The organism is Streptomyces deccanensis (assembly GCF_022385335.1).
Lineage (GTDB): Bacteria > Actinomycetota > Actinomycetes > Streptomycetales > Streptomycetaceae > Streptomyces > Streptomyces deccanensis.
The window spans coordinates 6372342-6391786 of the sequence record NZ_CP092431.1; the positions used below are offsets into that span (position 1 = coordinate 6372342).

The window sequence follows — 19445 nt, forward strand, 5'->3', positions numbered from 1 at the left end:
CGGGTGGGTGACAATGGAGGCTCTGTCAGGGCGGGTTGTATGAGGGGACGCATGTCGGAGGCGGAGCGGGCTGGGGAATCCCGTCAGGACAAGGACGCACGTCTCCTCGCCGGGCGGTACCGGCTGGGAGGGGTCCTCGGTCGCGGCGGTATGGGCACGGTGTGGCGTGCCGAGGACGAGACGTTGGGCCGTACGGTCGCCGTCAAGGAGTTGCGGTTCCCGTCGAGCATCGACGCGGACGAGAAGCGGCGGCTGATCACGCGTACGTTGCGCGAGGCCAAGGCGATCGCGCGGATCCGCAACAACGCCGCCGTGACGGTGTTCGACGTCGTCCACGAGGACGACCGGCCGTGGATCGTGATGGAGCTCGTCGAGGGCAAGTCGCTCGCCGAGGTCATCCGGGAGGACGGCGTCCTCGAACCGAGGCGGGCCGCCGAGGTGGGGCTCGCCATCCTCGACGTGCTGCGCGCCGCGCACCGCGAGGGCATCCTGCACCGGGACGTGAAGCCGTCGAACGTGCTCATCGACAAGCGCGACGGCCGGGTCGTCCTCACCGACTTCGGTATCGCACAGGTCGAGGGCGACCCCTCCATCACCTCGACCGGCATGCTCGTGGGCGCTCCCTCGTACATCTCGCCGGAGCGGGCGCGCGGGCACAAGCCCGGGCCCGCCGCCGACCTGTGGTCCCTCGGCGGTCTGCTCTACGCGGCGGTCGAGGGGGTGCCGCCCTACGACAAGGGGTCGGCCATAGCGACGCTGACCGCAGTGATGACCGAGCCGGTGCCGCCGCCGAAGCGCGCCGGGGCGCTGAAGGACGTCATCTTCGGCCTGCTCACCAAGGACCCCGAGCGGCGCCTCGACGACGCCGGCGCACGGGCCCTGCTCAACAGCGTGATCCACGCGCCCGATCCCAAGGACGTCGATCCGGTGGACGCCACGCGGGTCGTGCCGTTGCCGCCGGTGCCGGAGGAGCGCTCGAAGAAGGGCGGTTCCGGTGGCGGCGGGGCCGGGGCCGGTGGCAAGAACGGGGGTGGCGAGCGGACTCGCGCGCCTCGATGGTCGATGCGCAAGGGCGCGGCTGGGGCCGGGGCCGGGGCCGGGACGGCGGCTGCCGGTTCCGGTGTCGGTACCGGTTCTGGTTCTGGTTCCGGTGTCGGTGTCGCTCGGGGGGCTTCCGGTGGGGCTTCGGGCGGTGCCTCCGGTGCCGCCTCCGGCGGGGCCGGTGTGAAGTCCTCGGCTTCGGCGGCCGTGACGACGCGGTCCGCTTCCGTCGGGGTGTCGTCCGCCGCCGACAGCGCGAAGTCCGGTGGGGGCGCGGCGCACGCGGCGGGCAAGTCGGCGTCCGGGGTGCCCGGACCGCGGGTCGGCGGTGCCGGTCAGGGTGCGGGATCGGGTGTGGGTGCCGGCGCGGGTGTGGGCAACTCCGTCTCGGCGGGGCGGACTTCGGGGTGGCCCGAGATGCCGCCGCCGGATCTGCCGCCGAGGCCGGTGCCCAGGGCGCCCATCACGGACGTGGTGTCACGGCGGACGCTGGCGGTCATCGCGGTGGCCGTGGTCCTCGCCGTCCTCGGAACCGTGCTGGCGCTCACCCTCGGTGGGGACGGCGGCAGTTCGACCGACAGCAAGGGGCCCGACACCAAGGCGGCCGCGTCCAGCGGGGCGGCGTCGGGGAGCGACGCCGACAGCAAGGACGCGGACAAGGGCACGGACGCCGACAAGGCCAAGGGGTCCGACCCCAGCCCGGACGGGGAGACGACGGAGGAGGCCGGTTCGAGCGGGTCCGGGGGCAGTTCGCCGAGCCCCTCGGGCGGGTCGAACGGATCGGTCGGCGGTGACGGTTCCGGCTCGGGCTCGGGCGACATCGCGACCAAGACGTACAAGAGCTCTCAGGGGTTCTCGATCGGGCTGCCCGACGGGTGGAAGTACCAGTCCACGGACGCCGCGGGCGCCCGATTCTCCGGCCCTGACGGTCAGCGGCTGCTCGTCGGGTGGACGTCCACGCCGAAGAGCGACCCGGTCGCGGACTGGAAGAACCAGGAACGCTACATGACGCGTCCGCAGTACGAGCGGATACGAATAGAGGCGGTGAACTACCGGGGCTGGAACGCGGCCGACTGGGAGTTCACCTATGTGGAGAGCGGTACGAAGAACCGGTCGATCGACCGGGGGTTCGTCGTCGACTCGCGGCAGGGGTACGCGCTGATGTACACCGCGAAGGCCGCGAAGTGGAGCGGTGAGCTGCGCAAGGACACGTGGCGGACCTTCACGAAGACCTTCGAGCCCAAGGCCTGAGGTGCCGGGCGCTCGCGGCAGGGGCGCCTGACGCCTCGCCGCAGGGGCGCGTGCGGCCGGGTGTTGTGCGCCGGTGTGTGGGGCGCGGTGGCGCTGTGCCGCTCCGTGCTTCGGTTCGGGGTGCCGTACGGGGGCGTGCGGGTGCGCGGGCCGGGGCGAGTCGCCTCGATATGAGCTCGGCATCGGATGTTGTGCCCGCCCGGTGAGTTCGGGGACGGGCCTTCCGGGGAAGATCGGATGCGTTCGAGCGCATTCGAGACGAACGAGATATCGCATCGAGTCAATGAGAGTTGCCTCCGGCACGTATCGTGAAGGGCTGCGGACCGTACGCAATCCAGAGCGGAACGGGTCGCTGGGCGAGCGGAATTGACCAATCGGGCGGCCGGGGGAGGGCATTGTGGACGAATACGCGGGGCGAGTACTCGCCGACCGCTATCGCCTGCCGCTGCCGCCCTCCGACGAGTACGAACTCGCCGCCGAGATACGGGCCTTCGACACCTACAGCGGACAGGAAGTCCTGGTCCGGCAGGTGCCGTTGCCCGAGGTGGTCGAGGCGGAGGTGCTCGACTCGGACGGTCTGCCCGAGGGGTACGTCGCACGGGACGGCGGGGTACGCCGGGGTGCGGCTCGGGCCACGCGCGGGTCCGCCGACCCCGCTGTCCGGCGGGCCATCGAGGCCGCGCAGGCCGCCGCGCAGATCCCCGACCACCCCCGGCTCGACCAGGTCTTCGACGTGTTCGCCGAAGGCGGCTCGTTGTGGATAGTGAGCGAACTGGTGTCCGCCCGGACCCTGGAGACGCTGCTCGCTGAGCAGCCGTTGACGCCGTACCGCGCGGCGGAGGTCGCCGCCGACGTGCTCACCGCGCTGCGCGCGCTGCACGCGCACGGCTGGGTCCACCGGAACATCACCGCCCGCACCGTGCTGGTCTGCGACGACGGCCGGGTGATGCTGACCGGGCTGGCCGCCGGGGCGGCGGAAGAGGCGCTGTGCGGGTACGACCCGGTGCCCGCGCGGGAGTTCGAGGACAGGCCGCCCGCGCCCCCCGTGGGTGGCGCGGGGGCGTCTGCCGTGGGGCCGGGTGGAGGGCAGGGGCCGCGGCAGGTTCCGGTGCCGCCCGGCGGGGTGCGGGACGTCCGGCGTGACCCGGTGCCGCCCGGCGGTGTCCCCGGTGCCCGCGGCGGCGCGCTGCCCGGAGGCGGCGGGACGTTCGGCGGCGCGCGCGGTGGTGGGCCCGGCGGCGCGTCGCCCAGTGGTTCGGTCGAGGATCCCGAGGCCGCGCGGCGGGCCGCGATAGAGGCGCGGGCGGGGAGCGCGGCTCCGGGGGCGGACCCCTCCGGGGGACAGCGCGCGCTGGAGGCCGGCGGGGACGCGCGGGCGGCGCGGGCGGGTGCCATCGCGGCGTACCGGGCTGGTGCGCGGGCCGCGGCCCGTGTGCAGGACGACCAACGCGGCGGGCCGGGCACGGGGTTGCCCGCGCAGCGGCCGGCACCGCAGGACGGGACGTCGGAGGCGGGACGGGACAGCGGACCGACGTCCGGGGCGGCGACGCGCCCGGTGCCGCTCCACCAGATCGCCGACCCCTACGGCGTCCTCGCGAACGGCGGACCCACGAGCGCCTGGCACGGAGCCCTGCCGCGCGGGGGAGCGGACGCGTCCGGTGCGGACGACCGCCGTAGGGCCGACAGCGGTACGACCGACAGCGGTACGGCCGCCAGCAGGACGACCGACGGTGGTGCCCCCGGCGGCTACGGCGCCCACGATGGGGCCACGCCCGGCGACGCGCCGTACGGTGGCGGAGCGGTCGGCGGCGGAAGGGTCGGCTACGGCACGGGCGGTGGGACGGTCGGCGGTGGCTCGGTCGGTGGCGGGGCGGGCGGTGGTGCGTACGCCGACGCCGGGTCCGGCGCCCCGGTTCCCGTGGGTGTGACGGACGCCGTGCCCTGGGACGCCGGCGGGGCCGGGGCCGCTCCTCGGCGGGGGCCCGCGACCGCGCTCGCGGCCGAGCGCGCACGCCAGGCGCGGATGGCTCTGGTGGGGCCGGTCACGGAGCGATGGGCGCCCGAGCAGGCCGGACCGGTGCACGAGAACTGGCAGTTGGCCGCGCCGATCGGACCGGCCACGGATCTGTGGGCGCTCGGCGCGCTGCTGTTCCGGGCCGTGCAGGGGCATGCGCCGTACCCGGAGGAGAACACCGCCGAGCTGGTGCAGCTGGTGTGCGCCGAGCCGCCCGCGTTCGCCGAGGAGTGCGGACCGTTGCGGCCGGTCGTGGAGTCGCTGCTGCGGCAGGACCCCACCGAGCGGCTGGACTTCGAGGAACTGCGCGGCTGGCTGCGCTCCCTGGTGCGGTCGGCGCCCGAACCCGAGGCCGGTACGCACGTCGTGCCCGCGCCGCCCGTCGACGCGAGCCGGCTGCCGATCGTACGGCGGCGGGGCGAACTCGTCCGCAGACGACGGGCCGGGCTGCCCGCGACCAGCGCGCACGCCCGCCACAAGCGCACTCGGCAGGACGGCAGGCCCCAACCCCGCAAGCTGGGCCGGAACCTGCTCCTGCTGATCCTGCTCGCGCTGGCCGCCGCCATCACGTACGCCATGGTGTTCATGCCCAAGGCCACGCCGAGCAGCGGGGGCGCTGACACCGGCAGCCGTACGGACAGTGTCGGGCAGCCCAGTTCGGCGCCGGAGGCGAGCGGTGACTCACGGCCCGGTCAGAACTCCAGCTCACCCGACGGTGGCGAGGAGGGCCAGAGCGACGCGAGCCCGTCGCCGTCGGAGTCGTCCGGGTCCACGCAGACGCAGACCGGCGATCCCGAGGTCGCCCAGGGGTTCACCCTGCGCAAGGACCCCGAGGGCTTCCAGGTCGCCGTGGCCACCGGCTGGGACCGTGCCGGCCGGAACGGGCGCGGCCAGATCGTCTACTCCCAGGGCGGCTTCGAGCTGATCCTCGTCCCCGGGCGGGACAGCACGGGGACGTACGGCAGCGATCCGCTGAAGTACCAGCGGGAGGACGAGCGCGAGTTGCAGCCCTTCCGCGACTCGTCCTGGGCCACCTCCACCGGCATGCGGCTGATCGAGGTGGGCGGGGTGACCTCGGCCGAGGGGCAGTTCACCTGGCAGGACTCCGAGGGGCGCGGCGTCTTCGTACGCAACCTCGTGATCCTGCTCGACGGGCGGTACCACGTGGTGCAGGTGCGCGGGCCGGAGGCGGAGCGGGACGAGGTCACCCGGCTGTACGAGCAGGCGGCGGCCACGTACAAGGCGACCGGCTGAGCGATCGGCCGACCGGCGGGCCGTCGGCGGCGTGCGTCGGCGCGTCGGCTGTTCGGGTCGGCGGCGCTGGGCTGTTGGGGTCGGCGGCGCTCGGCTGTTCGGGTCGGCGGCGGAAGGTTGCGCTCCGTTCGCGGAAGCGAGAACCGTCACAGTGCGGTCTCTGTGCGGCCCGGCCGGTTCCCCGGGTCGCGGGCCGCTCCCTACTCTGACCCTGTCAAGAACATTGCGGGGCAACGTGAATCAGATGCAGGGCCAGCTCCTCGCGGGGCGCTACCGGCTCGTCGACACCATCGGCAGCGGTGGCATGGGACGGGTCTGGCGTGCGCACGATGAGGTGCTGCACCGGGCGGTCGCGGTCAAGGAGTTGACGGCCGCGCTGTATGTCTCGGAGAGCGAGCAGGCCATCCTGTTGCGGCGGACCCGGGCCGAGGCGCGCGCGGCGGCACGGATCAACCACGCGGCCGTCGTCACCGTGCACGACGTGCTGGAGCACGACAACCGCCCGTGGATCGTCATGGAGTTGGTCGAGGGCGTCTCGCTGGCCGACGCCGTGCGGGACCGGGGGCGGGTGGAGGCGCGCGAGGCGGCGCGGATCGGTGTGTGGGTGCTGCGCGCGCTGCGGGCCGCCCACCGGGCCGGTGTGCTGCACCGCGATGTGAAGCCGGGGAACGTGCTGCTCGCCGAGGACGGCCGGGTCATGCTCACCGACTTCGGTATCGCGCAGGTCGAGGGTGACACCACGATCACCCGGACCGGCGAGATCGTCGGTTCCGTCGACTACATCGCCCCCGAGCGGGTGCGCGGGCAGGAACCCGGTCCCGCCTCCGATCTGTGGTCCCTGGGCGCCACCCTCTATACGGCGGTGGCCGGCAAGTCGCCGTTCCGGCGCACCACTCCGCTCACCACCATGCAGGCCGTGGTGAGCGAGGAGGCCGAGGAACCGGCGGACGCCGGGGCGTTGGGGCCCGTCATCACCGCGCTGCTGTGCAAGGACCCCGCCCTGCGTCCCGGTCCCGACGAGGCCGAGCAGATGCTCGCCGAGGCGGCGGAGGGGCGGCGACCCCGGGAGGCGCAGGCGTATCTGGCGACTCGGGAGCATGCGGGGGGCGAGGGGGCCGGATCGGAGGGCTCGGGCGACCTGGAGGGTGCGGGCTCCGGCGGGGCGGATGGCTGGGGGCACGCGCAGGGCTCGGGTGGAGTCGGCGGCCCTGGCGAAGCGAGTGGAACCAGTGGTGTCGGTGGTGTCGGGGCAACGAGTGGTGCCGGCGGGGTTAGTGCGCAGGGGGCGGAGTACTCCACCGGGGCCGTTGGCGGCTGGAGCGGCGGGGCCGGTGGTTTCGGTGGGGCCGGGGTGTCGGCCGCTCCGGCGTCCGGCGCCCATCGGACGAACTCCGTGCCCGCCGCTCCGACCGCCCAGCGGCGCCGCCGGGGCCGTACGGTCGCCCTCGTGCTGCTGCTGGCGGTGCTGGTCGGAGGCGCCGGTGCCGTCGCGCTGCACTACGCGGGCGGGTGGTTCGCGGGGAGTGGCTCCACCGCGGACGGATCGGGCGGGTCGGAGGACGGGGGCCAGTCGGCCGACGGGGTGCCCGAGGGGTGGGAGCGGGTCGAGGATCCGCAGGGCTTCAGCCTCGCGCTGCCCAAGGGGTGGAAGCGGCAGGTGGAGGGCTCGCAGATCGACTACACGCCCGACGGCGGTGAGCACTTCCTCCGGATCGCCGTGGACGACTCGCCGGACTTCGACAGCCCGTACCACCACCAGCTCGACCTGGAGGAGCAGGTGCGGACGCGGCCGCAGTACGACCGGGTGCGACTGGAGGAGAACATCTTCCGCGACCGGCCGGGCGCGCTGTGGGACTTCACGTGGACCGCGCCGGCGAAGGACACGGAGTTCCCCGGGCCGCGCCGGGCGATCGAGCAGATGTACCTCTCTCGGGACGGCGTCGAGTACACGATCTACATGTCCTCGCCCGCGGCGGACTGGAAGACGGCCGAGAAGCAGTTCTACGCGGTGCTGCGCAGCTGGCGGCCTGCGTAGCGGTGAGCCCCGGCGGACCGCCGACCGAGGTGGGGCGGCAGACGTGGTCCGAGGCGCGCCCGTCGGCCCGGCCCGCGCCTGCCGACCGGCCCGCCCTGCGCCCCACCGACCGGCCCGCGCCTGCCGACCGGCCAGCCCCGCGCCGACCGGCCCGTGTCCACCGGCCCGCCCCGCGCCGACCGCCCCGCGTCGACCGGCCCGCGCCTGCCGACCGGCCAGTCCCGCGCCCACCGGCCTGCCCCGCCCCGCGCCGACCTGCCAGTCCCGCGCCGACCGGCCAGTCCCGCGCCGACCGGCCCGTGTCCACTGGCCCGCCCAACGCCCGCCGACCGGACCGCGACCGCCGGACCGCGCCGCGCGGCGCTCGTGGAGCGCTCGTGAGGCGCTTGTGAGGCGCTCGTGAGACGTGTGTGCGGCGCTTGTCGGCCAGCCGGTCGCGCGGCACCGGAGGGTTCGGGTCCGGTGCGGCATGATGGGGCGCATGGGGACCGAGGGGGAGAGCGTCCGTGTCATAGCCGGGCGTTACCGGCTGGAGGCCAGGATCGGCCGCGGCGGTATGGGGATCGTGTGGCGGGCCACCGACCAGCTCCTCGGTCGGCAGGTGGCGGTCAAGGAACTCGCCCTGGACGACTCGCTCCCCGAGGAGCGCTCCCGGCAGCGGCGTGAGCGCACCCTGCGGGAGGCACGGGCGGTCGCCCGGCTCGGCCACCCGCACATCATCGTCGTGCACGACGTCGTCGAGCAGGACGAACGGCCCTATATCGTCATGGAGTTGATCGACGGCGGCTCGCTCGCGGAGCGGATCGAGGAGCAGGGGCCCGTCGACGCGCGGGAGGCCGCGCGGATCGGGATCGCTCTGCTGGGCGCGCTGCGGCGGGCGCACGACGCGGGGGTCCTGCACCGCGACCTCAAGCCCGCGAACGTCCTGCTGGAGAACGGCACCGACCGGGTCGTCCTCACCGACTTCGGGATCGCCCAGGTCGCCGGCGCGACCACGCTCACCGAGAGCGGGTCCTTCGTCGGCTCGCCCGAGTACACCGCCCCGGAGCGCATGTCCGGGGTCCGCACCGGGCCGGAGTCCGACCTGTGGTCGCTGGGCGCGCTGCTGTGTGCCGTGCTCAGCGGGGAATCGCCGTTCCGGCGCGACTCGTTGGGCGGGATCCTGCACGCGGTCGTCGTCGACGAGATCCGGCCGCCCGCGCAGGCCGCGCCGCTGCTCCCGGTCGTACGGGGGCTGCTGGAGCGCGATCCGGACCGGCGGCTCGACGCGGCGGAGGCCGAGCGGTTGCTGCGGGCGTTCCGGGAGACCGGCCGGACGCCGCGCACGACGAAGCACCCGAGGACGTCGCCGGGCTACACCCCGACCCGGCGGGACGTGCCGCGCCAGGGGCGGGACGCGCGGCGTACGGATGCCGCGGGGGGAGCGGGGGGCGCCGGGGCCGCCGCCCAGGACGTAACGGCGGCCGGGGGCGGACCGTCGCCGTCGGGTCCGGGCGGGCCCGGTTCGGAGGCGCTGCGGGAGCAGCCCGGGCAGCAGCGGCCGCCGCACTCCACCCGGAGTGTGCTGGTCGCGGCCGCGCTGGTGGCGGCGATGGCCGGGGCGGGTGTCTCGGCGGCGGCGCTGCTGATGCGGGAGGGGGGCGGTGGGGGCGGCACGCCGGGCAGTTCGGCGCCGCGGACGCCGGGCGCGTCGGACACGGCGGGCGAGTCGGGGCAGTCCGGACAGTCGGGATCGCCGGGCGGGTCGGGAGGGTCCGGCACGCCGAGTGCTTCGCGCACTCCGGGTGTGTCGGGCGGATCCGGAGGGTCCGGCGCTACGTCCGGTACGGCTGGTACCTCCGGCACGTCGGGTGACGTGACTCCCACCGTGACGCGGTCTCGGGCGGCCACCGCGCCGACCGTGCCCTCGGGGTACCGGCTGGCGGAGGACGAGCGGGGCTTCAGCCTCGCGGTGCCGGACGACTTCACCCGGGAACCGCAGGGCGAGCGGGTCTTCTACATGTCGCCGGGGCAGGTGATCCGGATCGGGGTCAAGGTCGACGACCCGGAGGCGGGCGGGCCGGCCGGGGTGATGCGGCGCGCCCACGCGAAGGGACCGTCCACGAACCCCGGTTACCGCGACGGCCGGGTCACCGAGACCACGCACGACGGCCGGCCGGCCGCGCTCTGGGAGTTCACCTGGGACGGCTTCAGCGCGGCGGAGGGGCCCCGGCACACGTACGACCTCTGCTGGGAGCGGGACGGTCGGCTGTACGACGTATGGGTGTCGGCGCCGGTCGGGAGGGTGAGCGAGGCCAAGGAGTACTTCGACGTGGCGGTGGACACGTTCGTACGTCACTGAAGGGGCGATAGGGGGAGATGAGCGGAGATAAGTGGTGCTCCGCGTCACGGGTCTGTGACCGGAAAGCGACGGGGCTGGATGCCGAAGCGCTTCCCGCGATACAGATGAACGTATGAGCAGCAACGGGGGCGCCCCTTACGGACCAGGGCCTGGGCCCGGCTATGGAGCCGACGAGCCGACGAGTTTCGGACTGCAACCGCCGCAGCCGAGTGCGCCGTACCCGGGGAACCCCTACGCGCAGCCGAGCCCGGTCGCGGCCGGGCCGGTGCCCGCCCCGGTCCCGCCGCCACAGGCCGCGCAGCCGGCGCAGACGGCTCGGCCCACCCCGCCCCCGCAGTCGGCACAGCCGGGGCAAGCCTCGCAGGACCCCGGCACCGGGCGGTTGATCGCCGGGCGCTACCGGTTGCTCGCCAAGCTCGGGCACGGCGGTATGGGCACCGTGTGGCGGGCGCAGGACGAGACGGTGGACCGGGAGGTCGCCGTCAAGGAGCCTCGCGTACCCGACCATCTTCCCGAGCGCGAACGGGCCAACGCCTTCGAACGGATGCGCCGCGAGGCCCGTGCGGCGGCCCGGCTCGATCATCCGTCGGTCGTGAACGTGCACGATGTGGCGGTCGTGGACGGCCGGCCGTGGATCGTCATGGAGCTGGTCCGGGGACGTTCGCTGGGTGACGCGCTCCAGGAGGGCACTCTCGGGGCCCGTGACGCGGCGAAAATCGGCCTCGACGTGCTCGGCGCGCTGGAGGCCGCGCACGCGGCGGGCATCCTGCACCGGGACGTCAAGCCGGACAACGTCCTCCTCGGCCGGCACGACCGGGTCGTCCTCACCGACTTCGGTATAGCCCAGATCGAGGGCGAGACCAATCTGACCGACACCGGCGGCTTCGTCGGCTCGCCCGAGTACATCGCCCCCGAGCGGGTGCTCGGCCAGCGCCCCGGGCCCGCCTCGGACCTCTGGTCGCTCGGCGTCGTCCTCTACGCCGCGACCGAGGGCGTGTCGCCCTTCCGACGCAGCAACACGCCCGCGACCCTGCAGTCCGTGCTCAACGCCACGCCCGCGGCGCCCGCCTCGGCCACCGGCCCGCTCGCCGAGGCCATCAACGGCCTGCTGCAGAAGGACCCGGCGCGCCGTCCGAGCGCCGCGCGCGTCCGCGAGCTGCTGGAGGCGGCCGCGAACCCGCCCGCGCCCATCCAGGTGGTCCAGACGGTCGCCGGGCCCCAGGCGGGGGACTCCAAGGGCATCAGGATCGGCGCCAAGACCCTCGCCGGGGTCGGTGCGGCGGTCGTCGCGACGGCGGTCGCCGGGCTCGGCGTGCTGGGCGTGGCGGCGGCGGTGACGGCCTACGTGGTGATCGCCGACCCCTTCGCGGGGCCCCTCCCGGACGGCTGGAAGCAGCGGGACCTCGGTACCAAGGTCGCCGCGAGCGTGGGCGTGCCCGGGGACTTCGTGCAGGACAAGTTCGCACCGGACGAAACAGACGGCACGTTCGCGCAGTACAGCGACCCGAGCGGGCTGATCCGGATCAACGTCGACCGGGACATCAAGGAGGACGACAAGGAGAACGAGATCCCGGGGGTCGCGCTGGACAGGGCGTACGCCGACTGGGAGTTGATCAAGGACGGCGAGTACTCGCTGGACGTCGCCGACGTGCCCGCGCCGAAGGGGCGGCCGCAGGAGACGAAGTTCCAGGACCATGAGGCCGCCGAGAACACGATCCGGTACACGACCACCGACACCCAGGCGCCGCGCCTGCGTGAGGCGCGGGTCCTGTACTACCGGGCGGACAACGGTGACATGTACCGGATCTGGATCGACTATCCGGGCAAGGGGCACTTCACCGAGCAGGGCCGTGAGATCGCCCGCACGGCCATCGCCAACCTGAAGATCGACAAGATGTAGGGACAGGCCGCCGCCGCTCGGGAACGTATGCCTGGTGCCGTGTAAGCCTGTTGCCGCGTACGTCTCAGGAGACGGCGACGGCCAGGTCGTTGGTGACGGTGAAGAAGAAGCGGGCCTGTGGCGCGGCGCCGCCCGGTGTGGGCATCGTGACCGCCGGGTACTTGTCGGTGTCCTTGCGGTCCACGATGTCGTCGAACAGCCGGCCGAGGCGGATGGGTTCGGCGTCGGGGGAGGGACGCAGGAACAGGTCCCAGATCACCTTGTCAGGTCCGGCGGGGTCCGGCAGGGACGTCAGTCGTGCGTGGAATCCGGGTCGTCCGGTGGCGCGTTGCTCGCCGGTGCGCGTCACCGGTGCCTCGAGGTCCGCCACGCCCTCGCCCCGGGCCACACCCACCAGGGTCGCGCCCTCGCCGAGCGCGGCCCCGTGCAGGACGCCCTCCACGGCGATCGAGTCGTCGCCGACGGGCAGTGCGGTGACCTCGGCGTGCGCGGTGCGGTGGAAGGCACGCAGGGCCAGGTAGCCGTCCTTGGTGGTGTACGGGATCCACCAGGCGACCGGCGACCGGTCCGGGAGCTCGGCCGTCAACAGGCCCCGCTGCTCGACCGGTCCGGCCCGCAGTCTGCGGCGGGCCCCGTCCACGTCCCGCTCGACGTGCAGGTCCCAGCGGCCCTCGGCGAGGTCCCGTTCGTCGTGGTGCAGTGTGGCGGTCCACGGGCTCTCGGCGTCGCCCGGCGTGTCCTGGCGTAAGGGGACGCGCACCTCGTCGTCGACGGCGTGGCGTCGACGCAGCACGAGCGTCAGGACCGCCCCTGACAAGCCGGACCCGGTGACGGAGACCCGCACCTCACCGCGCCCGCCGACGCGACAGCCGGCTTTGGGGCGTAACGGCTTCGGCGCGGCGTTCTCGGCGGCCGACTCCACCGCCGAGGGCTTCTCCGCCCGGGGCTTCGCCGTCCCGCCCTTCGCTCCGGCGGTGGGCGGCTCGGGCGTTCCGGGGTCCTGGTCGGCCCTGGACGGGAGCCATCCCCGCGTCCGGCGTAAGAGGCGTCGCAGTTTCACCGTCGCCGGGGCGCGGGCCTCCTGGAGGTCGGCGATCAGCTGTTCGTACTCCGTGGCGATCACGCGCGGTGCGTACCGTTGGACGGTCGTGCGGCCGGTGGTGCCGACGCGTCGCCGCAGTTCCGGGTCGTCGATGAGCCGGAGCAGGCCCGTGGCCAGGGCGTTCGGGTCGTTCGGGGTGACGAGGAGGCCGTCGGTGCCGTCGGTGAGGATCTCGCCGGGGCCGTGCGGGCAGTCGGTGGCAACCACGGGGACTCCGGCGTGCATGGCCTCCAGGATGGTCATGCCCAAGGACTCCCACTCGGAGCTGACCACGGCGATGGAGGCCTTCGGCCACTCGGTCTCCAGCGTGGCGGAGGGACCCATGAGGAACACGTGGTCATTGAGGCCCAGCGTGTCGATCAGGGCACGCAGGTTGGCGCGCTCCGGGCCCTTGCCGTAGATCCGCAGCCGCCACTCGGGGCGCTCCGCGACCACCTTGGCGAAGGCCTCGACGAGCAGGTCGTACCGCTTGACCGGGAACAGGCGCCCGGCGGCGACCACCAACGGCACGCGCAGGTCGGAGGGTTCGGCCCGGGGGCGGGGCGCGGCGTTGGCGATGTTCGTGATGCGGGTGCGCAGCCCGGCCAGGTGCAGGCGGTGGTCGGCGGCGTCCCGCGCGGAGACGGTGACGAAGGCGTGCAGGCGCCCGATCGCCGCGTTCTGCGCCTCGCGCACGCCGGGTACGTGGTTGTCGTACGACAGGTGCTCCTGCCCGATGAGCAGCGGGCCCCGGCGGGTCGGACCGGACGCGCGGGACGCGCCGGGCGGGCGGCGCGAGCCGACGGAGCCGTGCCCGGCCAGGGTGACCACGAGCGCCGGGCGGGTCGCGACGACGACATCGGCGTCGGTGGTGTCGAGGAAGGCGCGCAGACGTTCGTCGGTGAGCGCGGTGTAGCGGTGGGCGAGCACCTCGGTGGGCGGGACCACGGCGGAGGGCCGGGACATCAGCTCGTGGTCGCCGTCGTAGGACGCGGCGCCGGGGCGCTCGTCGACGAGCGGGACCAGGCGCACCCGGCCGCTCACGCCGAGCAGGGGGCGCTCCTCGGTGCGTAACACCGAGACCACCTCCACGTCGTGACGGAGCGCCAGCGCGGCGGCGAGGTTCAGTGTCGAGCGGACGGTGCCGCCGATGGCGTACGCGTTGTGGAGCAGAAAGGTGATCTTCATGGCGCTCAGTGCGTCCTCTCAGCGATCCAGCCCAGGACCCGGTCTGCCACCCCCGGCTCCTTCAACAGTGCTCCGCCGTGCGCGGTTCCGGCCACCGCCTCAACCGTGACACCGTTCGCGGGCATGTTGTGGTCCTTCTCCTCGGCGGCTTCGAGGTCGAGCGAGTGCCGGACGGGCACGAAGTCGCCCTTGGAGTGGATCAGGAGCATGGGGGCGTCATCGCCGCCCGAGGCACGGTTCCTGACGACCATGTCCGTCCAGGTGTCCTCGCAACCCGGGTGCGGTGAGTCGGAGTTGTCGTCCGTCTCGGGGTGACAGCGGGCCAGGAGGGTGGCGTTGTCGCGCAGTTTGCGCTGCCTGGCGGTCGCCTCGCCGGAGTTGCCGTCGCGCCAGGCGCGGTACGGGTCGTTGACGGGGGACAGGGCCACCACGCCGTCGACGCGGAAGGTGCCGGAGCCGTAGGTGGCGACGGCCGTGGCGATCTGGCCGCCCGAGGAGGAGCCCAGCAGGACCAGCCGGTCGGTGTCGACGTCGAAGTCGGCGGCGTGGGCGCGGATCCAGTCCAGCGCGGACAGCGCGTCGGTCCGCTGGGCCGGCCAGGGAGCGTCGTGGTTCAGGCGGTGGTCGACGGCGAAGACGGCGTACCCCGCGTCCGCGAAGGTGCGCGACCAGGTGGCCCAGCCGGTGTCCTCGTACCAGTGGCCGCCGTGCAGGATCACGATCCCCGGCTGCTTCCCGCCCCGCTCCTCGCCGGCGGCGTTCCAATAGGCGTCGAGGGTCTGCCGGGGGTGTGAACCGTAGGCGTGGGAGCTCTCGTTGCGGTCGGCCGCCGCGCTGTCGCGGATGTCGTGGACGAGGAACCCCGCAACGGTGGCGACGCAAAGAATGAGACAACCCCAGAGCCGACGCACGGCTACCTGCCCTTCGAGTGACCTGACGGCAGGCGGCGCCTCCCCGGGCACGGGATTCGACCGGATCGTCCACGGCATGGGGGCGCCCATACGGCCTGCTTGCGTGAGCAACCGGACTATAGGCGGCCCGCGCGAGCAACCCCCAATCGGGGCAGGCGAGTTGACCTGACGGATCCGGAGCGAACGGCTTGGCGCCAGGGGGAGGGGTGGGGGCAGGGGTACGATCGCGCACCGGACCGGTCACTACGAGACGTTTGCGCGGGTGCGATGACGACGGATGATCTCCAGGATTCCTGGGTGGACCCCCGGGACGTCCTGCCCTGGCTGCCGTCGGAGCCGTACTTCGCGCCGCAGAGCCGTCGCGAGGAAGTGGTCCAGGAACTGGGCGGCGCCGGATTCACCGTCCTGGAGGCCGAGCTGGCCGACGTGACGACGGAATCGGACCTGCTGACGGTGCTGGGACGCGCGCTGTCGGCGCCGGACCACTACGGCGAGAACTGGGACGCCCTGACGGACATCCTCCGGGACCGGGGGGCGGAGACGCTGTTCCGGATCGCCCTGGTCCTCTCGTCGAGTGCCGTGTTCCTCGGAGCCGACGTCCACGGGTTCGTCCGCTCCGTCTCGCTCCTGCACACCATCGCGCAGGACCTCTCGGACGTCGACGACGAGTACGGGCAGCTCGAACTGTTCTATCTGGCCGACTGGAAGAGCTGAGCCGCCGCCTCGGGGGGACCGCCGCGCAGGGGGGACCGCCGCGCAGGGGCGACCGCCGCGCCGGGGGAGTCTGCCGTTCCCGGGAGGCCCGCCGTACCCGGGGGAGTCTGCCGTTCCCGGGGGGGGTCTGCCGTCCTGGGGACTCCCCCGCCCCGGGGAGTCCCCCGCCCCGGGGAGCCCGCCGTCCCGGGCAGTCCGCCGCCCCGGGAACTACGCCGCACCGGGTAGCCCACCGCCCCGGGGAGCCCACCGCCCCGGGCAGTCCGCCATCCCGGGGAGTCCGGCTTTCCGCAGGGGCCGCTCCCCGGGGTCGTCCCCCGCTCGTGCCCTCTTGCCCCTAACATGCCGTGTCAAGTGCATGATCGGCGCGAAGGGCGAGCGAGCGTGGGCATCGAACACCTGGACGTACGGGCACACGCGAGACAACGCTGGGCGGCCAGGGCCGCCCTCGGCTGCGCGGTCCTCGCCGTGCTGCTGCCCCTCGGCTTCGCGCGCGGGGCGAGTCTCCTGCTCGTCGCCGGAGTCGTGCTGGGCGCCGGACTCACCGTGGCCTCGCTGTGGTGGGTGCTGACCCGGCGCGGCGCCGCCCGGATCGCGGCAGGAGTGCTGGCCGTGGCCGCGCCGGTCGGCGTCGTCTGGTGGTTCGCCGTCGTCAACCTGCTCTGGGTCGTGATCGTCTCCGCCGGCCTGTGGGGCGTCGCCGTCTGGTCCGGCAAGTTCGCCCTCAGCAGCACCAAGTCCCACCAGGTGCACGTCCCGGAGCACCGCGTCCCCGCTCCCACCCGCCCCTTCCTCATCATGAACCCCAAGTCCGGCGGCGGAAAGGTCGAACGCTTCCGGCTGAAGGAACGCGCCGAACGGCTCGGTGCCACGGTCCACCTCCTCGATCCCGCCCGCCACGAGGACGTCGCCGTGCTGGCCCGGGACGCCGTCAGGAACGGCGCCGACCTCCTCGGCGTCGCCGGCGGCGACGGCACCCAGGCCCAGGTCGCCGCCATCGCCGCCGCGTACGACGTGCCCCTGCTCGTCATCTCCGCCGGCACCCGCAACCACTTCGCCATGGACCTCGGCCTCGACCGCGACAACCCCGCCGCCTGCCTCGACGCCCTCACCGACAAGGGCGTCGAACTCCACGTCGACCTCGGCTACGCCAGCGGCCACCCCTTCGTCAACAACGCCTCGTTCGGCGCGTACGCCTCCGTCGTGCAGAGCCCCGCCTACCGCGACGACAAGGTCCGCACCACCCTGGAGCTGCTGCCCGAACTGCTCACGCACCAGCGGGGCCCGCACCTCACCGCCCGCATCGGGGACGCCGTCATCGACGCGCCCCAGGCCGTCCTCGTCAGCAACAACGTCTACCGCAGCGACGACCTCGTCGGTCTCGGCCGCCGCGAACGGCTGGACGCCGGCGTGCTCGGCGTGGTCGGCATCCGTGTCGACAGTGCCGCCGAGGCCGCCGGGCTGGTCCTCGGCCCGAACGCCCCCGGCCTGAGCCTCCTCGTCGCCGACGAGATCGTCGTCGAGGCCGACCGGCCGGAGATCGAGGTCGGCGTCGACGGCGAGGCCCTCGTCCTGCCCACCCCCGTGCACTGCCGGGTCTCGCCGAAGGCCCTGCGCGTCCGCGTGCCCCGCGACCGCCCGGGCGTCCCCGAGCCCAAACCGCCCCTGGACTGGCGCCGGTTGCGCAAGTTGGCCGCCGCCGTCGGCCGCACCGCCCTGCCCAAACACCGCGAACGGTACGGCTGGGCTGAGGAGTTGTGGAACCGGCGGCGCAAGACGCACTGATCGCGAGCGTCGTCGACGCCGGTCCACCGGCCCGCGTCGACAAGCTCCGGCCCCGCACGGTACTGATGGGACATGAGCGACGACGGCGAACATCCGCGCGACGAACTCCCGTCCGCCATCAGGACGTTCCGGAGCACCGGTCGCCTGGTGGGCGGTCGTTACCGCCTCACGGAACGCGTCGGATCCGGCGGCATGGGCACCGTGTGGAGGGCGGTCGACGAACTCGTCGACCGCGAAGTCGCCGTCAAACAGCCCAGGCTGCCGGGTGACCCGCACGGCCCCGTCGGCCCCGACGCCCCGGGCGGTCCGGACAGCGGCCCCGACGGCCCCGACCGGCCTGAGGACGACGCCCGTCGACGGGCCGCCAACCGGCTCTACCGCGAGGCCCGCGCCGCCGCCCGCGTCGACCATCCGTCCGCCGTCACCATCCACGACGTCGTGGTCGAGGACGGGGCGCCGTGGATCGTCATGGAGCTGGTGCGCGGGGAGTCGCTCCACGAGGTCCTCAAGCGCGGCGCCCTGACCCCCGTCGAGGCCGCCCGCATCGGCCTCGCCGTGGTCGGCGCGCTGCACGCCGCGCACGGTGTCGGCATCGTGCACCGCGACGTCAAGCCCGCCAACGTCCTCCTCGGGCCGCACGGCCAGGTCGTCCTCACCGACTTCGGCATCGCCCATGTCCAGGGCGAGGAATCGCTCACCGTGACAGGGGAGTTCGTCGGGTCGCTCGAATTCGTCGCCCCCGAGCGGATGGCCGGGCCCGGAGCCGCCGGCCCGCCCTCCGACCTCTGGTCGCTCGGCGTCCTCCTCTACGCCGCCGTCGAGGGCTGGTCCCCTTTCCGCCGCACCACCCTGGAGTCCACGCTCGCCGCGATCCTCGCCGCCGAGCCCCCCGAGCCGGAGCGGGCGGGCCCCCTCGGGCCCCTGCTCGTACGGTTGCTGGCCAAGGACCCGGCACTGCGCCCGGACGCCGAGGAGACCGCCGGGTTCCTGCGCGACGTGGCGGAGGACCGGACCCCCGACGCCCAGACCCCTGCCGGACTCCGTGAGTTGGGCGAGGACGCGGGGACGTTGCGGCTCGGCGTACGGGCTGGGGACGGTGATGACGTACGGCGTGAGGAGCGCGACGACGTACGGGGTGGGGACGGTGAGGGCGTACGGGGTGGGGACGGCGAGGGCGTACGGGGTGAGCCGCATGCGCCGGAGGGCGTGCGGGACACCGAGGTCGTGCGGCCCGGAGCCGAGCGCCCCCGGCGCAGGGTGCGCGCCGGTCGTCTCGCCGCCGCGACCGCCGCCGGGCTGCTGCTGGCCGGTGGGGGAGCCTGGGCCGGGGTCGCGTTCGACAAGGACGACGGTGTCACCGAGGTCGCCGAGCCGAAGGTCGGATGGGTGGACGCCCGCGTCGCGACCCCCAGCCCCACCCCGGGGAGCACGGCCGGCACACGCTGGGTGGCTCACCGCGAGGAGGCCATGGACGCCGTCCTCTCCCTCCCCGGCCCCTACGAACGGCTCCGCGCGGAGGGCGGCGACGACGGGCGCCCCCGTACGGTCACCTACGAGGGCGAGGAGGTCGTCCGGGTGCGGCTGACGCAGTGGGACGAGGCGCCCGCCTCGCCCATGGAACAGGCCAAGGACTCCACGGACATCGTGGCGGGCGACGTGAAGTCGACGGCCAACTTCACCACCACGAGCTTCCACGACCAGGAGGCCGTCCTCGCCGACACCACCCACTATCTGGACGGCACCCCCACCAGGGTCCTGCAACTCATCGTCCGCACCGACGACGACCGGATGTACGAACTGCGCGTCGACATGCCGAAGGGCACGGCCGACGAGAAGAAGGGCACGGCCGTCTTCAAGGGCGCGCGCGAACGACTGGAGATCGGGCCGTAGGCCGCCACTCGGCGCCGGCGACCGGACCGTATCCGCCGTG

General features: G+C 73.9%; 10 protein-coding genes. 8 read left to right on the top strand and 2 right to left on the bottom strand.

The annotated features are described in order from the left end of the window. The first annotated feature begins 51 nt into the window (after nucleotides 1-51). The 5 genes from L3078_RS28525 (at nucleotide 52) to L3078_RS28545 (ending at nucleotide 11836) form a co-directional block, all read left to right on the top strand. Nucleotides 52-2292: a serine/threonine-protein kinase gene (locus L3078_RS28525; protein WP_239756774.1), complete on the top strand. Its 2241-nt coding sequence runs from the start codon at nucleotides 52-54 to the stop codon at nucleotides 2290-2292. Nucleotides 2293-2689: 397 nt separating this feature from the next. Beyond that, nucleotides 2690-5560 carry a protein kinase domain-containing protein gene (locus L3078_RS28530; RefSeq protein WP_239756775.1) on the top strand — a complete coding sequence of 957 codons (2871 nt, stop codon included), beginning with the start codon at nucleotides 2690-2692 and terminating at the stop codon, nucleotides 5558-5560. Between the two features lie 244 nt (nucleotides 5561-5804). After that, nucleotides 5805-7595, top strand: coding sequence for a serine/threonine-protein kinase (locus L3078_RS28535; RefSeq protein WP_239760500.1), 1791 nt, complete (start codon nucleotides 5805-5807; stop codon nucleotides 7593-7595). Between the two features lie 481 nt (nucleotides 7596-8076). Next, complete coding sequence (locus L3078_RS28540; RefSeq protein WP_239756776.1) at nucleotides 8077-9936, top strand: serine/threonine-protein kinase; 1860 nt, start codon at nucleotides 8077-8079, stop codon at nucleotides 9934-9936. Nucleotides 9937-10048: 112 nt separating this feature from the next. Beyond that, nucleotides 10049-11836: a serine/threonine-protein kinase gene (locus L3078_RS28545; protein WP_239756777.1), complete on the top strand. Its 1788-nt coding sequence runs from the start codon at nucleotides 10049-10051 to the stop codon at nucleotides 11834-11836. Nucleotides 11837-11900: 64 nt separating this feature from the next. Here L3078_RS28545 and L3078_RS28550 read toward each other — a convergent pair whose 3' ends face one another. Beyond that, nucleotides 11901-14105, bottom strand: coding sequence for a glycosyltransferase (locus tag L3078_RS28550; protein ID WP_239756778.1), 2205 nt, complete (start codon nucleotides 14103-14105; stop codon nucleotides 11901-11903). 5 nt (nucleotides 14106-14110) lie between these two features. Further along, nucleotides 14111-15016, bottom strand: a complete 906-nt coding sequence (locus L3078_RS28555) for an alpha/beta fold hydrolase (RefSeq protein WP_239756779.1) — start codon at nucleotides 15014-15016, stop codon at nucleotides 14111-14113. Nucleotides 15017-15283: 267 nt separating this feature from the next. Here L3078_RS28555 and L3078_RS28560 point away from each other — a divergent pair, with 267 nt between their 5' ends. The 3 genes from L3078_RS28560 (at nucleotide 15284) to L3078_RS28570 (ending at nucleotide 19405) form a co-directional block, all read left to right on the top strand. Continuing rightward, nucleotides 15284-15730: a barstar family protein gene (locus L3078_RS28560; RefSeq protein WP_239756780.1), complete on the top strand. Its 447-nt coding sequence runs from the start codon at nucleotides 15284-15286 to the stop codon at nucleotides 15728-15730. A gap of 384 nt (nucleotides 15731-16114) precedes the next feature. Further along, nucleotides 16115-17515, top strand: coding sequence for a diacylglycerol/lipid kinase family protein (locus tag L3078_RS28565; protein WP_239756781.1), 1401 nt, complete (start codon nucleotides 16115-16117; stop codon nucleotides 17513-17515). A gap of 72 nt (nucleotides 17516-17587) precedes the next feature. Then, entirely contained in the window at nucleotides 17588-19405 is a 1818-nt protein-coding gene (locus tag L3078_RS28570; RefSeq protein WP_239756782.1) for a serine/threonine-protein kinase, read from the top strand. Nucleotides 19406-19445: the final 40 nt, after the last annotated feature.

Bases quoted from the DNA above. Each gene is read 5' to 3' on its own strand.
- L3078_RS28535 (WP_239760500.1), top strand. From the start codon at position 5,805: ATGCAGGGCCAGCTCCTCGCGGGGCGCTACCGGCTCGTCGACACCATC.
- L3078_RS28560 (WP_239756780.1), top strand. From the start codon at position 15,284: ATGACGACGGATGATCTCCAGGATTCCTGGGTGGACCCCCGGGACGTC.
- L3078_RS28570 (WP_239756782.1), top strand. From the start codon at position 17,588: ATGAGCGACGACGGCGAACATCCGCGCGACGAACTCCCGTCCGCCATC.
- L3078_RS28550 (WP_239756778.1), bottom strand. From the start codon at position 14,105: ATGAAGATCACCTTTCTGCTCCACAACGCGTACGCCATCGGCGGCACC.
- L3078_RS28525 (WP_239756774.1), top strand. From the start codon at position 52: ATGTCGGAGGCGGAGCGGGCTGGGGAATCCCGTCAGGACAAGGACGCA.
- L3078_RS28540 (WP_239756776.1), top strand. From the start codon at position 8,077: ATGGGGACCGAGGGGGAGAGCGTCCGTGTCATAGCCGGGCGTTACCGG.
- L3078_RS28545 (WP_239756777.1), top strand. From the start codon at position 10,049: ATGAGCAGCAACGGGGGCGCCCCTTACGGACCAGGGCCTGGGCCCGGC.